The following is a 23,369-nucleotide window of genomic DNA, read 5'->3' as shown; positions in this document are numbered from 1 at the left end:
GAGGTCTGATTACCCAAAATAACAGCATAATATGCAGGTAATCCCTTATATGTTGTGGTTGATCAGTTGCCGGCCCCTCTAGTAAGGATTCTTATTGCGCCCGCTCGTGAAGAACAGGAGCACGCCGGCAACGATCAGAACGATGGCTAAGATCGGGCTGCTTCCGAACAATCCATTCCATAACGCACCTATGGAGAATAGCGCGAAGAAGAGCAGCGATAGGACGAGCAGTATATTGATTGGGATGAGCAGCCAACGATTGCGCCCGCCGAACCAGTAAAACTCGAACAGCCCCACCGATACCGCGAGCAGGAAGCCCGGCCAGAGCACGCCCCACAGGTCGAACAGCATGGACAACTGGCAGACGATTCCGGCAACGATCAGGATACCGCCGGGAATAAGCATCCCAACCCCGCGCCGTTCTGTCATACCGAAATACAGCCAATGGAAGAAGACGCCCAGCGGCAGCACGAACAGGCTGGGCCAGAAGAATCCGAATAGCGAGCCTGTGCTAAGTGCATGATCCTTTGTAGTAAAGAGCAAGATGCCGAGGGCAACCAAGCCGATACCGAATAGTGATTTTGGGTTCATGAGAGCGTATTACCACCTTTATTACGATCTGTCGTTCACTTATTTCATTCTACAAGGAAAACCTGTACCCTTCCTCATTCTTCAGACTGATTTCGTCCCCCGGCGCAGGTCCTGACGCGCGCACGCAATCAGAAATGGAAACGCCATACGTAATTTAGTAAACTGGATAAGTGTGGCAATCATTATCCCTTGGAAATTGTGACTCGAGAAGGAGGAGCAGGATGGACAGCTTTAACGCGTTGGTGGTGGATCGAACAAAGGATTCTTTTGCAGTGGAAGTAAAGGAACTGGGGATCGATGATTTACCTGCAGGTGAAGTGACGATCCGTGTATTATACTCCGGCATTAATTATAAAGACGCGCTGGCTTGCAGCCCGAATGGACGCGTAGTGCGTTTATTTCCAATGGTGCCAGGTATCGATTTGGCAGGCACAGTCGTAGCTTCGAGCGATAGCCGCTATCGTGAAGGCGACGAGGTGCTAGTTACCAGCTACGAGCTGGGCACAGGGCATTACGGCGGATTTAGCGCATTTGCGCGTGTCCCGGCCGATTGGGTAGTGCCTCTGCCCCAGGGCTTAACGCATCGCGAGGCTATGCTTCTGGGTACTGCGGGCTTCACCGCAGCTCTCTCCATTCAAAGGCTCGAAGAGAATGGGCTTCGCCCGCAGCAAGGGCCTGTCCTAGTGCGCGGTGCAACCGGTGGTGTGGGCAGCAGCAGCGTGTCCATGCTTGCCGCTCTTGGTTACGAGGTAGAAGCGAGTACGGGAAAAAGTGCCGACCACGATTACCTGCTGAAGCTGGGGGCTAAGCGTGTATGGGCGCGTGAGGAGCTTTCGCCGGAAAAGACGAAGCCGCTGGACAAAGAATATTGGGCCGGTGCGGTGGATCCAGTCGGCGGTACGTCGCTTACGTATGTGCTCAGCAAAATTAAGTACGGAGGCTCCGTCGCATTGAGTGGTCTCACCGGAGGCGGCGAATTCCCGGCTTCCGTGTATCCATTCATTCTCCGCGGCGTGAATGTACTGGGCATCGACTCCGCTGCCTATCCAATGGCCACAAGAAAGCTTCTCTGGGAACGAATCGCAACCGAGCTTAAGCCGGCAGGGCTAGAGAAGACCGTGTATAAAGAAATTCGACTCGAGAGCGTCGTTGATGCTGCCGAAGAAGTTTTGAACGGGCAAGTCAGAGGCCGAATACTGGTGTGTTTGAAAGATTAGAGGAGGAATTAGAACGATGAAAATGAGGGTTTCAGCGGTGCAGTATCACCTGCATACGATACATAGCTTCGAAGAGTTCGCCGCGCAGGTTGAGCATTATGTGAAGACAGCGCAAGAATTTGAGTCGGATTTTGTGCTGTTTCCGGAGCTGTTCACGACACAGCTGATGTCGATTGGCGATGGTGCTGGTAAAGCGCTGCCGATTGAAGCGCTGCCAACGTATACGGATCAGTATCGCGCGCTTTTTAAAGGGCTGGCCGAGCAAACCGGCATGCATCTGATAGGCGGCACGCATATCACCTCGGAGGGCGGCAAGCTTTATAACACCGCACATTTATTTTACCCCGATGGACGCATAGCTGAGCAGAAGAAGCTGCACATCACGCCAACCGAAGTGAAGGAATGGAACATGGGGGCGGGGGATCATCTTCAGGTATTCGATACCGACAAAGGGCGGATCGCCATTCTAGTGTGCTATGATGTGGAATTCCCGGAAATCGTACGGATGGCGAGAGCCCGAGGGGCCGACGTATTGTTCGCGCCTTCCTGCACGGATGACCGGCACGGGTTCCATCGGGTCCGCTACACCTGTCATGCCAGAACGATCGAGAATCAGATCTACGTCGTGACGACGGGCACCGTCGGTGCGCTGCCAACGGTTGATTTCATGAGAGGCAATTTCGGCCAAGCTGCGGTCATTACGCCTAATGACGTTCCTTTTCCGCCGAAAGGCATTCTTGTGGAAGGCGAAATCAACGGGGACATGATCGTCACCGCCGATCTGGATTTGGAACTGCTAAGCTTAGTGCGCGAAAAAGGTTCAGTCACCACTTGGCGCGACCGTAGGACGGATCTGTACACGGACTGGTCTTAGCCGCAAAGGGGAATTATCACCCATGGGATACTACAAAAAATTATATGTTTTCGACGGAGACAAACCGGTTACGGCTATCATTCGAGGTTATACGAAGGCGGATTTCGAGGGCTTGATTCGCGTGCAGCAGGAAAGCTTTCCGCCGCCGTTCCCCTCAGAACTGTGGTGGAATGAAGATCAGCTTCAGGAACACGTCACCAGGTTTCCGGAGGGAGCGCTATGCGTCGAAATTGCCGGTGAAATCGCCGGTTCCATCACGGGTCTTCGCGTCCAGTACGATCCGCTGCATGCAGATGAACACAGCTGGGCGACCTTGACGGATAACGGCTACATTCGCAACCATCGCCCGGATGGAGATACACTCTACATCGTCGACATTTGCATTCGCCCGGCTTATCGCAAGCTTGGACTCGGAAAGTGGATGATGCAGTCGATGTACGAGGTTGTCGTGCAGCTCGGGTTAGAACGTCTGCTCGGAGGCGGCCGTATGCCAGGCTACCACAAAGTGGCTGATTCGATGACCATCGAGGCATACGCTGAAGCGATTATGAGCGGCAGCTTGAAAGATCCGGTTATCACGTTCCTGCTGCGCTGCGGGCGGACGCCGGTGCAAGTTGTACCGGACTACCTGGAAGATGAGGAATCGCGTAATTACGCTCTTCTCATGGAGTGGCGCAATCCTTTTCGAGCTCAGTAATTTTACTAAAGGGGTGTAAGCAATAATGGAGTTTATTCGTATTCAAAGTATAGACAATCCGCTATTCCGCTCAATGCATGATCTGATGAAAGAAGTGTTCCCGCCGGAAGAAGTGCTGGAATATTCGCTCTGGAAGGAACCTCTGGAAGATCCGGGCATTCGGGTTTTCGTGGCTGTGCATGAGGGCAAGGTTGTAGGCACGACAGAATATCGGTATTATGACGATTTTCAGGTGGCAATGACGGATTTCACCATTATCGGCCAAGCTGGGCTCGGTATTGGACGATTTCTGGCGCGCAAACGTTGGGATGATCTACAGGCGCTGGCTGCTGCTTCCGGCAAGCCCATGCTCGGCATGTTCGCCGAGATTTATGATCCGTATCGGATCGAAGGTCACGCTTTTGGCGGCGTGAAGCCTATGGATCCATTCGTCCGACGTGAGGTGCTTTCACATCTTGGCTACAAGCGTCTGGGTTTCAGCTACGTTCATCCGTCCTGGGAAAATGATGGTGAGGCTGTTGCAGAGCTGGACCTTTGTTTCCTTCCGACGGATGAAGATCAAACGGAACTTCAAGCCAAACTCGTTGTCAATTTCCTGAAACGATATTATGCGGTTCTGGCTAATAAGCCTAAATCATGGCATGAAATGATTGAAGCTCTTGAACAAAAAAATAATCTCTCTTTGCTGCCTTTATAAGAAAAAGATGGGATCGATCGTGATTCGAGCGGCAGGTGTTCACGAAGCGCTCAAGAGGCGTTAAGGAAAAAAGTCGTAAATAAGGCATATTAAAGACATCAAGATGAGGGGCGGATTGCTTCGTTCCATGCTCCGAACGTACAAAAGTCCATAAATAACGAACAAAATTCGTTGGTTATAGACTTTAATTCTCTAATCATATCTCAAGATCAGCTCTTCAAATTTTTAGCGGATCATGAGGGTTAGCTCTAATTCGGACGCGTGATGCCGGGAAAATGATGGATGATCCCTAGCGAATATTTAGCTAATTAGTGGGGCGAAATTATTTTTTTAATCAATGTTTAGCTTACCAACGAACTTCGTGGACTTGTATAATTGTAGTAGACAATCATTACAAGGAATTGGAGGAAATGGCTTTGAAACAAGGAATACATACAAAAGCCGGCCTTTCGACGCAAGAGCTGGATGAAGTTCGGGAGCTGTGGCACATCTGCAACGACTATGAACATATCAACATTAAACTCAACTGGGGCACACTCTCGAGCAGGCCTGCCGGGGTGACGAACGATTTTTTATATTACGAGAACGATCGATTAATCGGATTTTTGGCGATATACTGCTTTTTGTCGACAGAAGTGGAAATTAGCGGAATGGTGCACCCTGAGGCTCGACGCCAAGGCATTTTTAATCGATTGGTGCAAACGGCCAAAGCGGAGTGCCGGCGCAGAACAGTTCCGAAGCTGATCTTTATTAATGAGCGCGGCTCGGCGAGCGGTAAAGCTTTTTTGACGAACCTTGGCGCGCGTTACAGTTTCTCGGAGTATGTGATGGAGTTGCAGGAGCAAGAGGCGGGAATACTGCCTGTTTCAGGTGATGAGGTTCGGCTTCGCCCAGCTGTTCGCGATGATCTGGAGCTGCTCGTTAAGCTGAATACGTCAGGCTTTGCGATGCCCGAGGAAGATGCAAGGGAATATGTTATCCAGACATTGGATGGGGAAAAAGAACGGACGTGGATTGCAGAACTAGGGGAAGATCGTTTGCCGGTCGGCAAAATCGGCGCCATGATCGAAGCAGATAACCGCGGGTTAATTTATGGATTTTGCATATCGCCGGAGTATCGTGGCCAAGGTATTGGACGTACAGTGCTGCAGCAAACCGTCATAGATTTGAAAGAGCGATATCAGGTTCACCAGATTAAACTCGAAGTAGCCGTAGAAAACGAAAAAGCATTGGGCCTGTACCAATCGTGCGGCTTTCGGACGCAGAACGCGAATGATTATTATGAGCTCTTGATCGTGTAAAAAGAAAAGGATAGAGGCGGCAGCTACATATCACTGCTTCTCTATCCTTTTGATTTTAATGAAAAATAAGTTCCGATGTATCGCTAATGATCGTTCCCGTATTTTTGCCTTCGCAAATCTCTTTCATCGAGCCCGGCTTATTGAAGTTGAACACATGAATCGGGATGTGATAATCCCTCGCCAGAATGAAGGCTGACTGATCCATCACTTTGAGGTCATTTTGTATGACGTCGTTGTAGTGGAGAGATTTGTACTGCAGCGCATCTTTATGGTGCTTGGGATCTTGATCAAAGACGCCGTCTACACCTTGCTTCGCGACAAGGATGGCTTCGCAGTTGACCTCGATCGCTCTTTGAACGGACGGATAATCCGTCGTTACGAAAGGCTGGCCATTGCCGCCGGCGAAAATGACGATGTACCCTTTTTCCAGATGGTGAATGGCCCTGAGTCTGATAAAAGGCTCCGCAACGGAGGCGATCGGAATCGCCGTCATAACGCGTACTTCCGCATCGGTCTTCGCCTTGAGAACCCCGCGCAGCATCAGGCTGTTGATTACTGTAGCGAGTGTGCCGATGTTGTCGGCTTCTGCTTTCTCTATGCCCCAGCTCTCTCCCATATTACCACGGAAAATATTGCCTCCGCCGATCACGAGGCACACCTCGACGCCAAGATTGACCACGGTCATAATTTCATTCGCGATATGATCCAGCTGTCTCGGATCAAATCCAAACTCACTCTCGCCGGCTACGGCGCCGCCGCTCAGTTTAATGAGCACTCGTTTATAACGCATTGTCATCTCTCCTCTCACCTAGCCCAAATAAAAAACACTAAAGCAATAAATGCTCTAGTGTTTTAATGAATAAGAAATATGAAAGAACTGTTTCCAAATCGCCGGACGCTTCTTCACAGAAACCTTCATACTCTCACACCTTCCAACTAAGATTAGTTGTATTTTACCGAATCGGGAGGGAAATTGCAATATTTGTCATTTCTGCGAAACGCGGATATGGACAATGAGCCCGATGATGACGAGCACGAGGAGGGAGGCGAGCGCTACACGGCTGGCCAAGTTTCCTGATGCTGCGAGCGCCCACGTAATGGATCCGTACAGAGCCGGCCCAACGATGGAAGATACTTTGCCCGAGAAAGCAAACAAGCCGAAAAATTGGCCACGCTTCTCCTCCGGCGTCAACTCCACAATGAGCGTGCGGGACGTAACCCACATGGCCCCCATCGAGACCCCGTACAAACTGCCGGCGACCCAAAATAGACTTTTGCTTGTGGCAAGCGAAGCGATCGCAATGGCGATGATCAGGACGAACGCCACGGCAGTAACCGCTTTTTTCGAGCCGAGTGCTCTCGTGACATAGCCAAAAAGGAAAGAACCGATAATGCTGGATACCGTCGAGACGAGATACAGCAGAATGAACTGCCCGGTCGTGAAGCCCATCACCGTATTGGCGTACACCGCCATGACGGCGATCGCCGTGGCAATCGCATCGTTGAAGAAGAAATAAGCGATCATGAACTGGAACACGGCCCGGTACTTGCGGGCATCCTTGAACGTCCCCCAGATCTCGCGGTATCCGCTGATCAGCGATTTCTTGGCGGCAGCAGTTTTGGCAGGTTTCTCTTTATAGAGCAGCATCATGGGTAAGGAGAAAATCAGAAAAAGCAGCGCGCTCGGAATGAACGTATTCTCATAATGCTTGCCGTCGATCAATGGAAAGACCGCAAGTCCGACCAACGTGCCAATGTAGCCGACAGCAACGCCGACACCTGAAATAATAGGCAGCTCGCGCTGATTCCCCAGATCGGAAATCATCGAATCATAGAAGATTAAGCTTGAATTGTAAAAGAATTTGGCGATCATGAAAAAGAATATGACGCCGATGAGCGATACATTCAACCCCATCCACTGCTGATCCGTCTGCCAGAAGGCTGAAGCGCCCATGAGCAGCGTAGCCGTGATGCAGACAAGCGTGAAGGGGATGAGGTAAGCTTTTTTCTTTCCGGTACGGTCAATCCAAACCCCGAATAAGGGGGACAACAGTACGATAAAAAAGCTGGAGATCGCATTGGAGTAAGTGATGAAAGTGCTCGCAATCTGATTCATCTCTTCGCTTTTGCCGAGCGTCTCACTCAAATAGAACGGATAAAAAATAGTTACAATGTTGGACGTAAAAATCGTATTCGCAAAATCGTACATCGCCCAAGCGAAAATAGGCAGAGAAAAAAACAACGTCCACACTTTACGCGCTTGCATCGTGTTGGAAGCGGATTCAAGTTGTGCCAACGGGTTCACACCTTTCCTCTTGTCTGTGTATAAAAACGTTACGATGCATCCTTATATACTAATATATTAGCTGTGGTGCGGGGAAATCCCTTTAGATTTACAAGAAAAATAAAAACTCCCTCCGCAAAACCGGAAGGAGATTGAATGTTACCGGCGATCAAAAGCCATACGTGCGGCAAGGCCAGTCAGAACACTGGCCATAAGATAGCGCTGCACCTTCAGCCAAGCAGGCCGTTTGCCGAACCAAGAGGCAACTCTGCTCGCTGCGAGCACGATGAGGAGGTTAACGGTAAAGCTAACAGCTATTTGCGTTAGACCTAACGTCATGCCTTGCAGGAGCAGAGAACCTCGCGATGGATCTTGAAACTGAGGCAGCAGAGATACATACAAGATAGCAATTTTGGGGTTTAACAGATTCGTCATGAGCCCCATGAAGAACAGCTTCTTTGGAGATTCGATAGCCAGAGAGCGAGGCTCCAGTATCGGGGAGGCACCGGGTTTTATTGCATTCCAGGCGAGCCAGAGCAAATAGGCAGCTCCCGCCCATTTTACAACTTCGTAGATAAAAGGAACCGCAATGAAAAGAGCGGTAAGCCCGAGCATGGTGGCAACCATGTAAATGACGAAACCAAGCACAACGCCTAATAGAGAAATAATCCCCGCCATGCGGCCTTGCGTAATGGAACGGGAAATGAGATAAATCATGTTGGGACCAGGAGAACAAACCAACCCCAGTGAAACCAGTGCAAAGGCGATTAAAGTACTAAAGCTGACCAATGTTTATTCCCCTCCCGGAAAAGGCAATTTAAACCATTATGAACTTAAGTCACTTCTGTTTCAACTAATTTCTCATCTCAAAAACCGGTTCCCTTTGCCGAGAAGCAAAGGGAACCGGTTTAATTACGATTCCGTGTTCGGTTTTTTAATTTCGACCTCGATCATATCCATATTCTCTTTCATTTCAGAAACTTCGATCCCGTTGCGCTGCAAGGTTGTAGAGAGCGACTTGGTATCTTGTGCCGGGAAGACGTATGAATGGTTCAGCTTGTTATCCAGCAGACGCTTCGCTACCTGGACAAGGCGCTCCATGGTGAACGGCTTTTTCAAATATTTTTGGATCTCTTTCTCATGATAATCATGCGGCGGATCAAGCGCCGTAGATACGATAACCGGTGTCTGGTAGTGCACGGGGTGACGGTACAACTCGGCGAGGAAATCCCAGCCTGTCATCGCGCCTTCCAAGAGGATGTCAACGATGAACAACAAGGGACCTTCGCCTTGACTCCGGTTCAAAGCGAGAATGCCTTCTTCGGCAGAACGCAGCTGCAAGGAAGGCAGATTCAGCTTGCCAAGAGCGACTTGAATCAGCTTGGCCAAGTTGTCGTCATCCTCGAAGATAACGATTTGACCGTCCATGGAAGAGAGCTCATACTGCTCCAGCTCAATGGTAAATGTCGTTCCTTTTCCCATCTCGGAAGTAAAAGATATATGGCCATGGTGGCCTTCAATAATTTCTTTGACGATAGCCAGTCCTAAGCCGGTGCCGCCGATTTGCCGGCGGTCAGAATTGTCAACCCGAAAAAACTTGGAGAACATTTGGTCATAAGCCTCTTCCGGAATCCCGAGACCGTAGTCTTGAATGGAAATTGCCGCATGGCCGTTAATTGCGGATAGACGAATATCGACCCGATCCGCGCCAGGTGAATACTTGATAGCGTTGCTGAGCAGGTTGTGGAACACTTGCCGAATGCGATCCACGTCGGCGCGTACCCACAACTCTGTATCCGGATGCTGGACAATGATGCGATGCTGCTGTTTATCCTGCCATTGATCCACAATCTCTTGAACAGTCGTCAGCAGGTTAACCGGTGAGAAATGATAGACTTGACGGCCGGACTCCATTCGTTGCAAATCAAGAAAATCGTTAATCAAATTGGATAAGCGCTGTGCTTCTCTATAGATCGTATCCATATATTTCTTCTGTTTCTCTTGAGGCAGCTCCCGATGAAGCAAAATCTCAATAAATCCAAGGACACTCGCCAGAGGGGTCCGTAATTCATGAGAAACGATGCTGATGAACTCATTCTTCATCTCATCGATACGTTCTTCTTCCGTGCGATCACGGAATACGAATAAATAGCCTTTTTGTTCGGTATCCTCGCCGACAACGGTGGCATACAGTTCGGCATGCTGCTGCTGTTCATCGAGTTCGAAACTAAAGCGCTGGGTAAGTTTCGTCAGAGAGCTTTCGAGCAGCGCTTCAATGGAAGAGGCAACCGCATTAAAGCTAGGAAACGCCGCAGCGATTTCGTGGCAGCTTTTTACCAGGTTGTGGCCAATCCGCTCCTGCAGTCCAAAGTAACGGCTCATCCGCTGATTTGCAAATAGCAAATTTCCCTTGGAATCGCACATCATCATCCCTTCGTGAGCGGACTCCAGAATGCTTTGGATAAGATCACGCTGATCTTCAATCAGCCGCTTCTCCATCATCAACTGATCATTCAGCTCAGCTAAGCTTGCGGCTTGCTTGCGGCGCTCATCATTCATCACCTGGGCGTAGAACGCGAGGTCGAACTGACGCACAAGTCCGCGGGTGAGTCGTTGGTTTTCTTCTTGATGCAAAGCGCTTTGGTAGCTTGTGAGTAGCAGGAAGCCGATGACCTTCTGTTCATCATCGAGCAGCGGGAAATATTGATCGATCGCGCGTATCACGCCGCCATGCACACCGCGTTCATGGCCAGATACATCGCGAGTATGCAGGAGGGGTACCCCTTCTTCAAAAACGCGCTTAGCAGGTCCAAACAGTCCGCTTTGCAGACGGGTAATATGTTCTTCCGGAAAGCCGCTCGAGTGAATAACCTCGTAGGTGGCAACGCCATGATCAAGGCGCTCCATCACGATAAGCGCAGCATCCTGGTTCAAGGAGTCAAGCAGAGCCGGCAGCGAGTGCTTCAAGAAATCTTGCAGCTCTACATAGCCGGTCAGCTTTTCCTGGTAAGTAGTGATTAGTTCAAGCTCCTGCTCGCGCTCGGATAGCTTGGCCAGTGTAACCTGCTGTTCTTCCTGCTGTGCAATAATTTCCTCGTTTTGCGTTTCAAGGCTTTCTGCCATGTAACGGTAGGTTTCCTCGCTTTTACGCAGTTCTTCTTCGACGCGGTTGGAGCGGATAAAGATAATAACAGACATGCCACCTGCTATTAGAGCGATAATACCGCCGACCATCGCAATTGCACGGGACGATTCCCCCGCTTTGTTGGATGCATTGTATGCGTTTGTTGTAATTTGCTCGATGCTCTTTTGAATGCTGGAATGTACGACGCGGTAACGATCCATCATCGTTTTGCCGTTGGTTATCCGCGCTTTTGCCTCATCAGACTTACCGGATTGTATGAGCTCCAGTTGAGACTCATAGTGCTTCTGCACATTGGCAATCGCAGGGATCGCTTGCGTATCAATAATGAGTTGTAAAGTAGGGTATTTTTCCTCGTACTGCTGTATCTTCTCTAAATCGGCTTCAAGCTGCTGTTTACCTGTCGTATAAGACTCCAAATATTGCTCGTTATCGGTCAGCAAATAACCTCGAATTCCAGTCTCCTGATTAATCAGATCGGTAAGCAGATTGTTGGCCGCTTCAGAGATCGGAATGGAATCGTTCACAATGGCGCCGCTCTGAATTTCCATATTGCGCGAAGCGATGTAGCTCGAAATGCTCACAAAGGCTAACAACGCCACGGTCAGAACAACGTATAGCATAGAGATGCGTGATCTCGTAAAGTTCTTCATGGATAGATTCACCTGGATTCTAAAAGGATGCAATACGAACACTTTAAAATTCGACAAGTTTGGCTATTATCCTTCAATTTTCGCCAATGTTAATTATTATGACATGAATCGATTGCAAGAAGCGTACTTGTCGTTTACAATACATTCAAAGTGCTATAGTGAACGTGAAGTTTCGGCGAATTTTGCCGGAAGGAGGGACGTACCGTGCAGGTTAAAGACAGCAGGATTCCGTTGAAACATGAGGTGAGGCCGTATTTCCAGCCGATCTTGTCGTTGCAAAATCAAGAGATCGCAGGTTATGAAACGCTGGGAAGAAGAATCCGACAGGGCCGGATCGAAAGCTTGGGCCCCTTTTTCAAAGATCCTGATATTTCCGAGGACGCGCATCTCCTCATTGACCGGCATTTGCGGGAGTTTGCGATTGGGCGGATCGCTGCATCGGGCGATGATTGCTGGCTGTTCATCAACTTAAAACCGTCCTGGATTTACCGGACCTACAAGCGCAGCGGATTGCTTCCGACCATTGAACTTTTGAGGAAATATAACATAGATCCGGCGCGCATCGTGATCGAGATCACGGAAGAGGAGTTCACCGGCAAGCTGCAAGAGCTTATGCAGATCGTCGAGTTATACCGCCAATTCGGCTGTACGATTGCCATTGATGACGTAGGCAGCGGCTTCAGTAATTTTGACCGGATTGCAAGTCTGCAGCCTAAAATTCTGAAGATCGACCTGAATATCCTGAAAAAAAGCGGCACACATGCAGGCTACAAAGCGCTCCTGCAGTCTTTCTCCATCCTTGCCGCTCAAATGGGCGCATCGCTGCTTATCGAGGGGGTAGAAACGAAACAGGAACTGCAAAGCGCGCTCCAAGTCGGGGCAAGGTATGTCCAGGGTTATCTGTTCTCCAAAGCAGAGGCGGAACTGCAGGAACGAGGTGGGTTTAAGGCCATGCTTCAAGCGGAAATGAACCTTTTCAGTCAAAAAGAATTCCAGCGCTACAGCCAGATATTCAACTTCAGCCATAGTTTGAATCCTCTGATGGACGCGTCTGTCACCATTCATAGTCCCGAGGATGCAGATGCAGTCATCGAACGCGCCATTCAGACCGTATCCGACAGCTGCATGCGCATGTACATATGCCGGGAAGACGGCAGCCAAATTTCCTCCAACTACTCGCGATGCGAGAACATGTGGCGCAAAGACGAACAATTCCGCGGAGCTAACTGGATCTGGAGACCCCATTTCATTTCCAACATCTTGATGATGAACCTGCAAAAGCAAGGGATCCTGTCGCAAGTCTATACCGACCTGGATACATCATTACAAATTCAGACCTACTCCTGTGCGATAGGGGAAGGCTGTTATTTGTTTTTGGATTTGACGTTGTAATAAGCGGTAATACAGGGGTAAGCTTAGGTTTAACAAGGAACCCAAGCCGATTAGCGCCCTTAGTCCGAACAAAGAACAGAGGGCGCTATTAGCGTACATCTAGACACAATTTTCATTGCGAACGAGTTAAAATACGGCTAGAGAGAACAAAATTCCCTAATGTACGAACTAATGTTCGTTATTCAGGGAATTTTGTTCTTAATACTGCCCAGTTCGGCTTACCTCATACTTTTAGCGCCTCAAAGTGGTCTTCACTTGCGAACGCTGGACGTTGTTTTGCATTGTGGGTAAATCGCAGCAGAACTCGTTGCTTTGTGCGAAAGAGATGATACTTGAGGTGGTGAAGCTACGCCTCGACCCACTCGCGGCGCAGCGAGAACAGGTCGCGCAGTTCGTCGGTCGAGAGCTCGGTGATCCAGTTCTCCCCGGTGCCGACGATTTGCTGGCTAAGACCGAGCTTACGCTCGATCATCTCGTCGATGCGCTCCTCCAGCGTGCCGAGCGTGACGAACTTATGCACCTGCACGTGCCGCGTCTGCCCGATCCGGAACGCGCGGTCCGTCGCTTGGTTCTCGACGGCGGGGTTCCACCAGCGATCGTAGTGGAACACATGATTCGCCGCCGTCAGGTTGAGGCCGATGCCGCCGGCCTTCAGTGAGAGGATGAACACCGATCGCTGCTCCTCCACCGGCTGGCTGACGTCCTGGAAGTGCGCGATCATCTCATCGCGCGCCGTTTTGGACGTGCTCCCGTGCAGGAACAGCACGGGCTCGCCGAGCTCCTGCTGCAGTACGTGCTTCAGCAGGTTGCCCGTCTCCACAAATTGCGTGAAAATCAAGCATTTGTCGCCCTCTTGGCGCAGCTCCTGCACCATTTCGAGCAGCCGCTCCAGTTTGTTCGACCGCCCGCTCCAAGGCGCGTTCAACCCTTCCTTGAGCAGCAGAGCAGGATGGTTGCACACCTGCTTGAGCTTCGTCAGCGCGGCGAGAATGAGTCCGCGCCGCTCCATGGCTGAAAGTTTATCCAGCCGCTCGAACATGTCCTGGATGTAGTTCTCGTACAGCGAACCCTGCTCGGCCGTCAAAGAAATGAACGTTTTCGACTCGTTCTTCTCCGGCAGATCGAGCTGAATCGCCGGATCCTTCTTCACGCGGCGCAGCAGGAAGGGACGGATCAGCTTTTGCACCTTGCCGATGATCTCGTTATCCTGCGTTTTCTCGATGGCGTTGACATAGCGGTGCGTAAACTCGCGAATGGTGCCCAGATAACCCGGATTCGCGAAGTCAAAAATCGACCAAAGCTCGGTCAACCGGTTCTCAATCGGTGTTCCCGTCAAGGCGATGCGATGGTAGCCGTCGAGGCGCCGGATGGCGGATGCTTGCTTGGTATAAGCGTTTTTGATATTTTGCGCTTCATCCAGACAAATCGAGTTCCACGCGACAGAGGAAAGCTCAGCTTCGTCCAGATGAGAGAGCGTATAAGAGGTTAGCACCAAATCGGCGCTGCCTACGTTTTCTTTAAAAGCAGGTCCTTTCAGCCGCTGCGGACCATAATGCAAATGCACCTTGAGCGACGGCGCGAAGCGCTTAAGCTCCATCTGCCAGTTGCCGAGCACGGATGTCGGGCAGATCAGCAGCGAAGGGGTATCCGGTTGCTCCTGTTCTTTGACCGTGAGCAAATAAGTGATCCATTGGATCGTTTTACCGAGACCCATGTCATCGGCCAGGCAGCCTCCCAAGCCAAAACGGCGCAGGAACAACAGCCAAGAGATGCCGTCCACCTGATAATGGCGAAGCGAGCCATGGAAGCTCGCGGGCGGCTGAACGATCGGAATCGACTCGGCCAGCGTGAGCTGATCGATCATGTGGCGCAGCTGTTCGTTCAGCTCCACCTCCATATCGAGATAGCGCAGCGCATCGGGATCATCCTCCGCCGGGAGCAGCCCTGCGGCATCGCCGGCAAAATGCAGCTCCAATACATCTCGGAAGGAGAGTCCCTTCTTCTTCGCGACCTGCTTCATAATCTGCTCGACTTGCGCCATGAACTGCGGGTCGAGCTGAATCCAGTTGCCGCGAATCTGGATGAGCTTGCGCTTCTCCTCCAGCAGCTGCCGGAATTCCTCTTCCGTCAGCTCAATATCGCCCACAGCCAGCTTCCAGTCGAACTGCATCAACTGGCTGAGCCCGAACATCGTCTCCCGTCCGGATCCGACGGAAGACTTGATCTTCGCCCGCAGCTTCGGCCGCAGCTTGCGGATGCGGTCCCACCAGGCCGGGAGGAACACGCTCGTCCCGGCCTCCACAAGCCGCACGCTTCCCTCTGCGAGGAAGCGCCAGGCCTCCTCCTCCGTCAGCGTCTGACGGAGGGACCCCTCAGCCGCATCCAGCCAAGGCAGGATGCGCACCCATTTGGCCGCGTCGCGCTGCACGCGGCCCAGCTCCGGCTGCCACGCCTCCGGCAGGGGCAGCTCGCCCGGCACGGGCACGCCGTCCGGCGTCACCGTGCGAAGCACGTCCGGCGAGAGCCGGTCCTGCAGCACGATGCGCAGCTGCCAGCCGTGGCCCTGCGCCGGATCCGGCTCGACGAGCTGCAGGCACGAGCGCATCGGCGTCCGGTCCTGGCTCCAGCCGATGGCGACGAGCCAATCCTCTTCGTCGAGCCAAACATCTGCGCCAAGCTCGCCGCGCCGCATCAGCGGGTAGGCGGCTTCGAGCTTGCGCAGATTGTCTTTCATGACGCCGTCCGCGTCGACCCACTCGGGGATGAGCGCGTGGATCCAGCGGGAGACGCTCGGCGTCTCCAATGCTTGCAGCTCCTCCGGGAGTTGAAGCTTCCAGCCGATTTCGCCCGATTTCCATTTCTCATAATCGGGCATGAACCGGCCTGTCGCCAGTGCTTCCTTGATCGCTGGGGCGAGCCGAATCAGTCCTGTACATTCCGTATCCCAGCTAAGCTGAAGGTGTTGAACCGGCTGCGGATCCCCAAAATAATCGAGCGCTTCCAATGGCAGCAGCTCGATGCCCTCACGATTTTGCCACTCGCTGGGTTCCATAAAAGTGCCGTAAAAGGATGCCCGATGCCAGGCGAACAACATATTTTTCAAATCCAGAGCATCCCATATGCCGCCGTTCTCGCGGGTGCCCCAGAGGAATAAAGAACCATTCGGTATGGAGCTGACATGAACCGTCAGCGCGCTGGTTTCGATCATCGAATCCATTTTCCTTTCTTCAGCTCTTCTTGGAAGGCGCGCAAGCGCGAGAACTTATCCGAGAGCCGATAAATGTAATGCTCCCAGCGGTCTGCCTGATCCAGCTGTTTATAGAGCGCATGCAGCTTCTTCAGCAGCCGGACGGCTGTCTTGTAGGAAGCGCGATTTTTCTCCAAAACGGCCCGTTCCGTGGCTTGATGGTAAAGCGGGAGCAGAAGCCCCGCATCATGATCTTCGATGGCGCGCAGCTCCATCGCATACAAGCTCAGCGGCGAAATCCGGTTCGCCAGCTGGAGATCGACCCATTGCCGATAGCGCTTCGTTTGCAACAGATAGGCTGTGTAGTAATAGTAAGACCGGGGCAGCAGAGACTCCATGACCTGTACCCATTCGCTGTCAGAGTCCAAATGCTTGGTCGTATCGAGCCAATATTGGCAGAACGCCCGAAAATCGTCATGATTGGCCAGTGCAATCGGCGTCAGCAGCCAGCGCAGCCAGACCAGCGTCATTTCCCATTGCCGTTCGTTGTAATAGTAGTTGAGATAGAGGAAAAAATCTTTGGCATTCGGATGTGCAAGCTGATGCAATCGCTCGAAACCGGCATCCGTGTTCCCTTGAATGATGTCGAAATGCGCTCTGGCTACAAGGAGCGTATCCTTCTTGCGCGGGGGCGTCTCTTTCTTGGACAACAGCTGCTCCAGACGTCCGATTTCTTCCTGCTGCACCTGCTTGTGCGCCGTCATTTTCCACCAGATATAGCGGTAGACGAACAGCCAGTCAATTGGACTTTCTTTGCCCTGCAAAGCGAATTCACCCAGCATTTTCATCGTCGCTTGCCAATGTTTCGGTTCTACGGTGTAGGAGCGGTTCACGTCCATACGTTCCACGAATTCAACGAGTTTATCTTCGCAGTTTTTGGCCGCGACTTTACATCCGTTCTCATGATAATAGGATAAATAGGAGCTTTTGGTATCTTGATAAAATTGCTCGATCTTGCGCATCATGAAAAGCGCTACGTGGAACATGTAAAGTTCTTTGGTCGTGGTTCGCCAGCTTGCGGCGTAACCCGGCAGCGTCTCCAGTGCCGACTCATAGAACGTTTCAATCGAATGCTGATGCGAGATCGAGAATCCATGAAATTTTCCTTCAAAAAAACGGTGCCACTCCATGGGCATCGCGTCTTCCAACGGCACATTGGCGCTTCCGGCTTTGCGCTCAGACGTTACGTTCACCCCGCGTGCAGGTTTCTTCCGGGTGTGAATCGCTTGCTTCAGCTGCTGCAGGAGCAGCTCCGGACGCCCGTAGGGTGTATACAAACTGAAAAAAGCCGCGGCTATGTGTTTGCAAAAACCATCATAGGTGCAGCTGCATTCGCTCTGCGTGAAGTCTTCCAAGCTCAACACCGCTTCGTATAGCTTATCGCCTTTAACCAGCGCATGAATGTTCGTGCCGACCAAGTCGATCTCGCCAACGCGGCCTTTATGGTAATACTCCCAGCCTTTTTCCAAAATGACCGCGTCATAATGGTTCTGGATCTGCTTCAATAGGTAGTTCATTCGATTTTTGGGAATCTGCAGTTTCAGCATGATTGCTATCCTACCTCCGAGCGGTGCATTCCTTCTTCCATAGTAACAGATTTTTTCCGAAATTGCCCATTTCCATAGTTTATGCCAACTGGTAATTTTTTATCCGGTATCAAGGTAGATATCCCTGCTTTTATGCCCATAATGTGATAAAGTGAACCTAAGAACGTTTTATTTTTGCGATCTGGATGGTTTCCATTTCAAATAATTTTTCTGTCCTGCAAAGGAAGGGAGAACTGCGAATGGGTATAAAATTTGGCAGGGAATATAAGGATATCGTCGCTGATTTCATGCGCGGTATTGCGCTCGTGGACGGCTATTACGATTTGTTCGAGATGACCGAGGAAGAATGGCAGGAGCTTACGATCCAAGAGCAGGAAGAGTGCCTGCGTACGCTGGCTGACGATATTTTTTACGGATTGGGAAGTTCGCCTGTCATTCAGGTGGGCGTGGGATCGGTTCGCCATGATCCGAACAACCATGTGCTCAAAGTGCATGACGGCGAAAAGCTGGTCTCGGTCATTTATCTGGTTTAGATCTAGCGGTTGTTAGCACGATCATTATAGAAAGGTGTATACAAGCTATGCTTTCTGAAGCTAGGAAGGTTTTACAACAAGTGTACGGCTATCCGGAGTTCCGGGAAGGCCAAAAAAATATTATTACCAACCTGCTGGACGGCCGGGATACGCTTGGCATTATGCCGACGGGCGGCGGGAAGTCGATCTGTTATCAGGTTCCTGCGCTGCTGATGGAAGGCGTAACGTTGGTGATTTCACCGCTCATCTCGCTCATGAAGGATCAGGTGGATGCGCTCGCAAGCCTGGGTGTTCCGGCGACGTTTATCAACAGCACGCTGGAAGCGAGAGAAGTGGAGCAGCGTCTGCAGGGTGCGATGCAGGGGAAATATAAGCTGCTGTACATCGCGCCGGAGCGGCTCGAGTCGGAACGGTTTCGCGCCCGGATGCACGCGCTGAATCTGCCTTTCGTGGCGATTGATGAGGCGCATTGCGTGTCCCAGTGGGGGCACGATTTCCGTCCCAGCTACGTGTCGATCGCGCCGTTTATTCGCGAGCTGCCGAACCGCCCGATTGTAGCGGCGTTTACAGCAACGGCTACGGCCGAGGTGACCGCAGATATCGCCAGACTGCTGGAGCTCGACGGTGCTGGAATCTTCGTCAACGGCTTCAGCCGGGACAATCTGGAGCTGACGATTCTGCGCGGTGAGAACAAGCGGGACTACATCCAGAACTATGTGAAGGAACATACGCATCAGCCGGGCATCATTTATGCAGCGACACGCAAGGACGTCGAGGAACTCTACGAGCTCCTGCGCAAAAAAGGCTACGCCGCCGGCAAGTACCACGCCGGTCTGTCCGACGAGGAGCGCTCCTATATGCAGGAGGCGTTCCTGTACGACGACATTCGCGTGATGATTGCGACGAACGCTTTTGGAATGGGCATCGATAAGTCCAACGTGCGCTATGTCATACACTACAATATGCCGAAAAACATGGAGGCGTATTACCAGGAAGCGGGTCGCGCAGGGCGTGACGGGGAGCCTTCCGAGTGCATTTTGCTGTTCAGCGCGCAGGACATCATGACGCAGAAATTTTTGATCGAGCAAAATCAGCTTTCGCCCGAACGAAAAGCGAATGAGTATAAGAAGCTTCAGACGATGATCGACTACTGCTACTCGCCCAGGTGCTTGCGCAATGTGATTTTGCACTATTTTGACGAGACGAATATGAAGGATACTTGCGGCAATTGCAGTTCTTGCAAGGATGATCGCGATACGGTGGATATTACGGTCGAGGCGCAGAAGATTTTCTCATGCATCCGCCGCATGCAAGAACGATTCGGCATCTCGATGGTTGCCTCCGTCCTCAAGGGCTCGAAGGCCAAAAAAATCCTCGATTACCGCTTCGACCGCCTGCCGACATACGGCATTATGCGGGATTTGCCGGAGAAGGAGATTTCCGATCTGATTAATGTGCTCATATCCGAAGGCTATCTGGCCTTGTCCGACGGTCAATATCCGGTGGTGAAGCTGATGCAGCCCGCAGCGGATGTGCTTCAAGGCAAGCTGCAGGTGTTCCAGAAGGTGCGCAAGCAGCAGGTTAAAGCAGCCGCCATCGATAACACCCTGTTCGAGCAGCTCCGCTTGCTTCGCCGGGAGATCGCGCAGCGCGAGAAGGTGCCGCCGTATATTATTTTCTCCGACAGCACGCTGCGCGAGATGAGCGAGATTTGCCCGACGACTGCAGCAGGCATGCTGAAGATCAAAGGCGTCGGCGAAGTGAAATTCCGCAACTACGGGCTTCCGTTTCTGGAGCTGCTGCGTACGTACGCAGGGGAAAGCGAGATCGGCGTTGCTGCCTATGATTTTGATTGAGTAGGGGGATGCGATGGATATGAAGCTTAGGATTGCTGAAATTGATGAGAGGCTGGGGCAGGATGCCGTGGCTGGCTGGACGACTGACGATCATAAATGGATCGTACGCAAATACCGTTTTGCCGAATTTCTGCAGGGGATCGGGTTCGTGAACGAGGTAGCCCGCATTGCGGAGGCGAACAATCACCATCCTATGATCGCTATCGACTATAAAATGGTTACGCTGCGTCTCACCTCCTGGCATGCAGGAGGCTTGACCGAGCTGGATTTCAGCACAGCGGCTGAGTTCGAGCAGGCTTATAGCGAGGTAGCCGATCGAGGCTAGACTTATTCATTGGTCTTCTTCATCGCTAAATACCATACAGTGGAAAGTGGCCATTCCTGTAGGTGTCTGTCTTTCATAAGTGTCTGTGATGACGAAGCCCGCTTTCGCGTAAGTGCGGATGGCTCGTTCGTTCCAGACCAGCACCTCCAGGTCGATTTCGTTCAGTGGCGATCTGCGCTTGGCTTCTTGAACGAGCAGCTTGACGAAGGCGGCTCCCAGCCCTTTCCCTTTTCCATGCTTTTCGGTATGGCCACTCAGGTCTGGGCGAAGACCGAGCCCAAGGCGCGTGACGCCAACAATAGGGAAAAATTGAACGAATCCACATAATGAATCGTCTTCATCGACAACAGCGCCATACTGTTTCGAGCGAATCAGCGGATCGGCGAATTCCAGCGCTTCATGCTGCATCGTTTCCCATGCCGGCCAATTGTACAGATCATATGGTGGAGGATAGTTCCACGAACACAGTTCTCTACCATGAGATTCTGTAAGTGGAACTACGCGCCATTGTAAGCTATGGTTCATCGTTACTCGAACACCCTTTCTTGGTTGATGGAGGTTTTATGGTTCTTCAGCTTGATATTCCAGTCAGCACTTTTACTATATTTTCGATGCTCGTATTAAGCTTGAGTCTTTTTCGAATCCCTATAAAGATGAAATGGCCGTTCGTAATGCTGGCTTCATTGTCGCTTTCATGTTTTTCGTACATATTGCACATGCTGAATGCGCAGATGCTAAGCCCCATCATCATGATTTTCATGCAAGCCGTCGTTATACATTACTTGTTCGGATTACGAAAGCTCCATTCGTTAATGGTAGTCTTTCTAGGTGCGCTTGGCTACACCATTTATTTGGCCATTGTTCTATTTCTCGCTCCGGTGCTTACCCGTATCTCTTTGAATGATTATTTTTATGCGGTTGTTCCGTCTTATCGTATTCTGAAAATAATCGCAGCGCTCTTGGCGTTATTGAGCGGCTATATCCTGATTCGGAAGCGTTTAGGGTTTACGGTTCGAATGGAAATCAGCGCGAAAAGCCTGCGCTCCCCGAGGAACAGCATGTTAACAAGCGCGTTGCTTTTTACTTTGGCGCTCTTTTCCATTACGTATTATGCGGTTACGCTGCATTTGGCCTTCATTTTTTATTTTGCTGCGGGCTTTTGTATTTTACTGGCATGGATCCTTTATTTGCTCTTTAAAAAAGAAATGGAAGAAAACTAACCTAAGAAGTGAGGTCAAAGCGATGACTCAAGTTACAATTCGTGAGGCGACCACGCAAGACATCCCTCAATTGAGAACACTTATGCTTGCCTATATTGTGGATTTTTACGAGTACCGGAGGCCCGAGGATGAGAAGCTGGATAGTTTGATCCATCTGCTGCTCGAGCAGAAAGAAGGCGTTCAGTTCGTTGCCGAGACGGAGGAAGGCGTACTGGTCGGCTTCGCCACCTTGTACTTCACTTATAGCACGCTGCGCGCATCGAAAATCGCGATTATGAATGACTTATATGTAATTGAGGCAGAACGGGGGCAGGGCGCTGCGCAAAAGCTTTTTGTAGCTTGTAAAGGCTATGCGGCCAGAAACGGCTACGCCAACTTGTCGTGGACGACACACAAGGAGAATTTCCGTGCACAGAAGTTTTACGATAAAATGGGTGGAGAACTGGGCGAATGGCTGAGCTATTCGATCAATCCGACCATTGGTCTTGGGGATTAATTCATTTTCATGGGGAGGGCTCATACTGTGGAAAATATCGTAAGTCAAACGTGGCTGCTCGGACAGCTGGGCGACGCGAATATCGTGATTGCGGATTGTCGTTTTGCGCTAGGAAAACCGGAATCAGGCAGAGAGCTTTATGCGAAGGATCATATCGCAGGAGCGGTTTACGTCGATTTGGAAAAGGACTTGTCCGGCGCGAAAATGGCGCACGGCGGTCGGCACCCGCTGCCGGATTTGGGCGCGTTCTCGATCCTTGTCGGCAATCTCGGCATCGATGCGACCAAAACGGTGGTCGCCTACGACGACCAAGGAGGAGCCATGGCTTCTCGCCTCTGGTGGATGCTGAAATTCCTCGGGCATTCCGAGGTTTATGTGTTAGATCAAGGGTACGCTGCCTGGAAGGCGGCCGGCTACCCGGTTACGGACGAAGTGCCGACGCCGTTCCCGCGCACGTTCTCGCCAAAGGTGCATCGCTCGATGCTCGCCAGCATGGATGAGGTGAAGGACAAGCTTGGCCGCCCGGGCGTCGTGCTCGTCGATTCGCGCGAGGAGCGCCGCTACCTCGGCTTGGAAGAGCCGATTGATCCCGTAGCGGGTCATATTCCTGGAGCGCACAATTACTTCTGGAAAGGCGTTCTAAATGAAACTGGCGCTTGGCGCTCCGCTGCGGAGCAAGAGCAGCATTTTGCCGGTCTGCGTGACGCTGAGGAGATCATCGTTTACTGCGGATCCGGCGTGACCGCATGCCCGAACGTGCTCGCGCTGACGGAAGCGGGCTTTGACAACGTGAAGCTCTATAGCGGAAGCTGGAGCGACTGGATTTCGTATGAGGAGAATCCGGTGGCAAAGGGAGAAGAATAGAAGCAATACACCCGCGTCGGACGTGGGTTGGAGAGCTGCAACAGGCCGGCATATGCTGGGCTGTTGCAGCTCTCTTTGTGCTTTTCGCTCAACAGCTTGCAAACAAGAACCGGGAGAAAGCAGTTGCAAGAACAACGATGAGGCAGTTGGGGCAGGTGATTGTGGTACTGGGGCTTGTGAAGATGCCGGAAATGGTGACGAGCCAATCAAGATGAGGTGGTCAGGACAGTTGGTTATTGAAGCTAGTGAATATCAGATGTATGAGCTATCGGCCGATTTAGCTGTACGAATCATCTCAACCCGCTTTATCATTCTGCCCGCCCCTTGATCTGTATGATTTTTCGAATAGAATAGACCGGATTTACGATAAATGAAGGATTCAATATGATTTTTCAAATAGATTTGTCGATTTTACCTTCTTAAAGGAAGATTC

The 23,369-nt window shown here is 51.3% G+C and carries 20 protein-coding genes; 12 read left to right on the top strand and 8 right to left on the bottom strand.

Annotated elements, in window-relative coordinates; translation table 11 throughout:
• Positions 1-78 precede the first annotated feature (78 nt).
• Positions 79-591 carry a hypothetical protein gene (locus ICC18_RS17835; RefSeq protein WP_188175797.1) on the bottom strand — a complete coding sequence of 171 codons (513 nt, stop codon included), beginning with the start codon at positions 589-591 and terminating at the stop codon, positions 79-81.
• A gap of 221 nt (positions 592-812) precedes the next feature.
• Between ICC18_RS17835 and ICC18_RS17830 the strand changes: the two genes are divergently transcribed.
• From ICC18_RS17830 to ICC18_RS17810, 5 genes are all read left to right on the top strand, one after another.
• Positions 813-1,808, top strand: coding sequence for an acrylyl-CoA reductase family protein (locus ICC18_RS17830; protein WP_188175796.1), 996 nt, complete (start codon positions 813-815; stop codon positions 1,806-1,808).
• Between the two features lie 16 nt (positions 1,809-1,824).
• Positions 1,825-2,682, top strand: coding sequence for a carbon-nitrogen hydrolase family protein (locus tag ICC18_RS17825; protein ID WP_188175795.1), 858 nt, complete (start codon positions 1,825-1,827; stop codon positions 2,680-2,682).
• A 22-nt stretch (positions 2,683-2,704) separates the two neighbouring features.
• Positions 2,705-3,379: a GNAT family N-acetyltransferase gene (locus tag ICC18_RS17820; protein ID WP_188175794.1), complete on the top strand. Its 675-nt coding sequence runs from the start codon at positions 2,705-2,707 to the stop codon at positions 3,377-3,379.
• Between the two features lie 25 nt (positions 3,380-3,404).
• Positions 3,405-4,076, top strand: a complete 672-nt coding sequence (locus ICC18_RS17815; protein WP_188175793.1) for a GNAT family N-acetyltransferase — start codon at positions 3,405-3,407, stop codon at positions 4,074-4,076.
• 416 nt (positions 4,077-4,492) lie between these two features.
• On the top strand, positions 4,493-5,377 hold the full coding sequence (locus ICC18_RS17810; protein ID WP_223192671.1) for a GNAT family N-acetyltransferase: 885 nt from the start codon (positions 4,493-4,495) through the stop codon (positions 5,375-5,377).
• 55 nt (positions 5,378-5,432) lie between these two features.
• Here the strand turns inward: ICC18_RS17810 and pyrH are convergent, their stop codons facing one another.
• The 4 genes from pyrH to ICC18_RS17790 form a co-directional block, all read right to left on the bottom strand.
• Complete coding sequence (gene pyrH / locus ICC18_RS17805; protein ID WP_188175791.1) at positions 5,433-6,167, bottom strand: UMP kinase; 735 nt, start codon at positions 6,165-6,167, stop codon at positions 5,433-5,435.
• Positions 6,168-6,362: 195 nt separating this feature from the next.
• Positions 6,363-7,643, bottom strand: coding sequence for an MFS transporter (locus ICC18_RS17800; protein WP_188176043.1), 1,281 nt, complete (start codon positions 7,641-7,643; stop codon positions 6,363-6,365).
• Between the two features lie 177 nt (positions 7,644-7,820).
• Positions 7,821-8,450, bottom strand: coding sequence for a LysE family translocator (locus ICC18_RS17795; protein WP_188175790.1), 630 nt, complete (start codon positions 8,448-8,450; stop codon positions 7,821-7,823).
• A gap of 123 nt (positions 8,451-8,573) precedes the next feature.
• The gene (locus ICC18_RS17790; protein ID WP_188175789.1) at positions 8,574-11,456 is read right to left on the bottom strand and encodes an ATP-binding protein; all 2,883 of its coding nucleotides are present in this window, start codon (positions 11,454-11,456) and stop codon (positions 8,574-8,576) included.
• A 204-nt stretch (positions 11,457-11,660) separates the two neighbouring features.
• On the opposite strand from ICC18_RS17790, the gene ICC18_RS17785 reads away from it, so the two are divergent.
• Positions 11,661-12,848, top strand: coding sequence for an EAL domain-containing protein (locus tag ICC18_RS17785; RefSeq protein WP_188175788.1), 1,188 nt, complete (start codon positions 11,661-11,663; stop codon positions 12,846-12,848).
• Between the two features lie 346 nt (positions 12,849-13,194).
• On the opposite strand, the gene ICC18_RS17780 is transcribed toward ICC18_RS17785, so the two are convergent.
• Positions 13,195-16,065: a DEAD/DEAH box helicase gene (locus ICC18_RS17780; RefSeq protein WP_188175787.1), complete on the bottom strand. Its 2,871-nt coding sequence runs from the start codon at positions 16,063-16,065 to the stop codon at positions 13,195-13,197.
• Positions 16,053-17,642 carry an SWIM zinc finger family protein gene (locus ICC18_RS17775; protein WP_188175786.1) on the bottom strand — a complete coding sequence of 530 codons (1,590 nt, stop codon included), beginning with the start codon at positions 17,640-17,642 and terminating at the stop codon, positions 16,053-16,055. The genes ICC18_RS17780 and ICC18_RS17775 overlap by 13 nt, the downstream gene beginning before the upstream one ends.
• 239 nt (positions 17,643-17,881) lie before the next feature.
• On the opposite strand from ICC18_RS17775, the gene ICC18_RS17770 reads away from it, so the two are divergent.
• The 3 genes from ICC18_RS17770 to ICC18_RS17760 are packed head-to-tail and all read left to right on the top strand — an operon-like array spanning position 17,882 to position 20,356.
• A complete protein-coding gene (locus ICC18_RS17770; RefSeq protein ID WP_188175785.1) occupies positions 17,882-18,175 on the top strand; it encodes a hypothetical protein in 294 nt (97 codons plus the stop codon).
• Between the two features lie 47 nt (positions 18,176-18,222).
• Positions 18,223-20,031, top strand: coding sequence for a DNA helicase RecQ (recQ, locus tag ICC18_RS17765; RefSeq protein WP_188175784.1), 1,809 nt, complete (start codon positions 18,223-18,225; stop codon positions 20,029-20,031).
• A gap of 19 nt (positions 20,032-20,050) precedes the next feature.
• The gene (locus tag ICC18_RS17760) at positions 20,051-20,356 is read left to right on the top strand and encodes a 4a-hydroxytetrahydrobiopterin dehydratase (RefSeq protein WP_223192670.1); all 306 of its coding nucleotides are present in this window, start codon (positions 20,051-20,053) and stop codon (positions 20,354-20,356) included.
• Positions 20,357-20,362: 6 nt separating this feature from the next.
• On the opposite strand, the gene ICC18_RS17755 is transcribed toward ICC18_RS17760, so the two are convergent.
• Positions 20,363-20,881: a GNAT family N-acetyltransferase gene (locus ICC18_RS17755; RefSeq protein ID WP_188175782.1), complete on the bottom strand. Its 519-nt coding sequence runs from the start codon at positions 20,879-20,881 to the stop codon at positions 20,363-20,365.
• Positions 20,882-20,919: 38 nt separating this feature from the next.
• On the opposite strand from ICC18_RS17755, the gene ICC18_RS17750 reads away from it, so the two are divergent.
• The 3 genes from ICC18_RS17750 to ICC18_RS17740 are packed head-to-tail and all read left to right on the top strand — an operon-like array spanning position 20,920 to position 22,936.
• A complete protein-coding gene (locus ICC18_RS17750) occupies positions 20,920-21,576 on the top strand; it encodes a hypothetical protein (RefSeq protein WP_188175781.1) in 657 nt (218 codons plus the stop codon).
• Between the two features lie 22 nt (positions 21,577-21,598).
• Positions 21,599-22,072 carry a GNAT family N-acetyltransferase gene (locus ICC18_RS17745; RefSeq protein ID WP_188175780.1) on the top strand — a complete coding sequence of 158 codons (474 nt, stop codon included), beginning with the start codon at positions 21,599-21,601 and terminating at the stop codon, positions 22,070-22,072.
• Positions 22,073-22,099: 27 nt separating this feature from the next.
• Positions 22,100-22,936, top strand: coding sequence for a sulfurtransferase (locus tag ICC18_RS17740; protein WP_188175779.1), 837 nt, complete (start codon positions 22,100-22,102; stop codon positions 22,934-22,936).
• The last annotated feature ends 433 nt before the right edge of the window (positions 22,937-23,369 follow it).

The sequence above is a fragment of the Paenibacillus sedimenti genome (assembly GCF_014534655.1).
Classification (GTDB): Bacteria; Bacillota; Bacilli; order Paenibacillales; family NBRC-103111; genus Paenibacillus_E; species Paenibacillus_E sedimenti.
Note: the sequence above shows the minus strand (reverse complement) of the source record. Positions and strands in the feature narration are given on the sequence as shown.

What these genes read in the sequence shown, in the direction of transcription:
- ICC18_RS17835 (WP_188175797.1), bottom strand. Translation starts at nt 591, where the DNA reads ATGAACCCAAAATCACTATTCGGTATCGGCTTGGTTGCCCTCGGCATC.
- ICC18_RS17830 (WP_188175796.1), top strand. Translation starts at nt 813, where the DNA reads ATGGACAGCTTTAACGCGTTGGTGGTGGATCGAACAAAGGATTCTTTT.
- ICC18_RS17825 (WP_188175795.1), top strand. Translation starts at nt 1,825, where the DNA reads ATGAAAATGAGGGTTTCAGCGGTGCAGTATCACCTGCATACGATACAT.
- ICC18_RS17820 (WP_188175794.1), top strand. Translation starts at nt 2,705, where the DNA reads ATGGGATACTACAAAAAATTATATGTTTTCGACGGAGACAAACCGGTT.
- ICC18_RS17815 (WP_188175793.1), top strand. Translation starts at nt 3,405, where the DNA reads ATGGAGTTTATTCGTATTCAAAGTATAGACAATCCGCTATTCCGCTCA.
- pyrH (WP_188175791.1), bottom strand. Translation starts at nt 6,167, where the DNA reads ATGCGTTATAAACGAGTGCTCATTAAACTGAGCGGCGGCGCCGTAGCC.
- ICC18_RS17800 (WP_188176043.1), bottom strand. Translation starts at nt 7,643, where the DNA reads ATGCAAGCGCGTAAAGTGTGGACGTTGTTTTTTTCTCTGCCTATTTTC.
- ICC18_RS17790 (WP_188175789.1), bottom strand. Translation starts at nt 11,456, where the DNA reads ATGAAGAACTTTACGAGATCACGCATCTCTATGCTATACGTTGTTCTG.
- ICC18_RS17780 (WP_188175787.1), bottom strand. Translation starts at nt 16,065, where the DNA reads ATGGATTCGATGATCGAAACCAGCGCGCTGACGGTTCATGTCAGCTCC.
- ICC18_RS17775 (WP_188175786.1), bottom strand. Translation starts at nt 17,642, where the DNA reads ATGCTGAAACTGCAGATTCCCAAAAATCGAATGAACTACCTATTGAAG.
- ICC18_RS17770 (WP_188175785.1), top strand. Translation starts at nt 17,882, where the DNA reads ATGGGTATAAAATTTGGCAGGGAATATAAGGATATCGTCGCTGATTTC.
- recQ (WP_188175784.1), top strand. Translation starts at nt 18,223, where the DNA reads ATGCTTTCTGAAGCTAGGAAGGTTTTACAACAAGTGTACGGCTATCCG.
- ICC18_RS17760 (WP_223192670.1), top strand. Translation starts at nt 20,051, where the DNA reads ATGAAGCTTAGGATTGCTGAAATTGATGAGAGGCTGGGGCAGGATGCC.
- ICC18_RS17755 (WP_188175782.1), bottom strand. Translation starts at nt 20,881, where the DNA reads ATGAACCATAGCTTACAATGGCGCGTAGTTCCACTTACAGAATCTCAT.
- ICC18_RS17750 (WP_188175781.1), top strand. Translation starts at nt 20,920, where the DNA reads ATGGTTCTTCAGCTTGATATTCCAGTCAGCACTTTTACTATATTTTCG.
- ICC18_RS17745 (WP_188175780.1), top strand. Translation starts at nt 21,599, where the DNA reads ATGACTCAAGTTACAATTCGTGAGGCGACCACGCAAGACATCCCTCAA.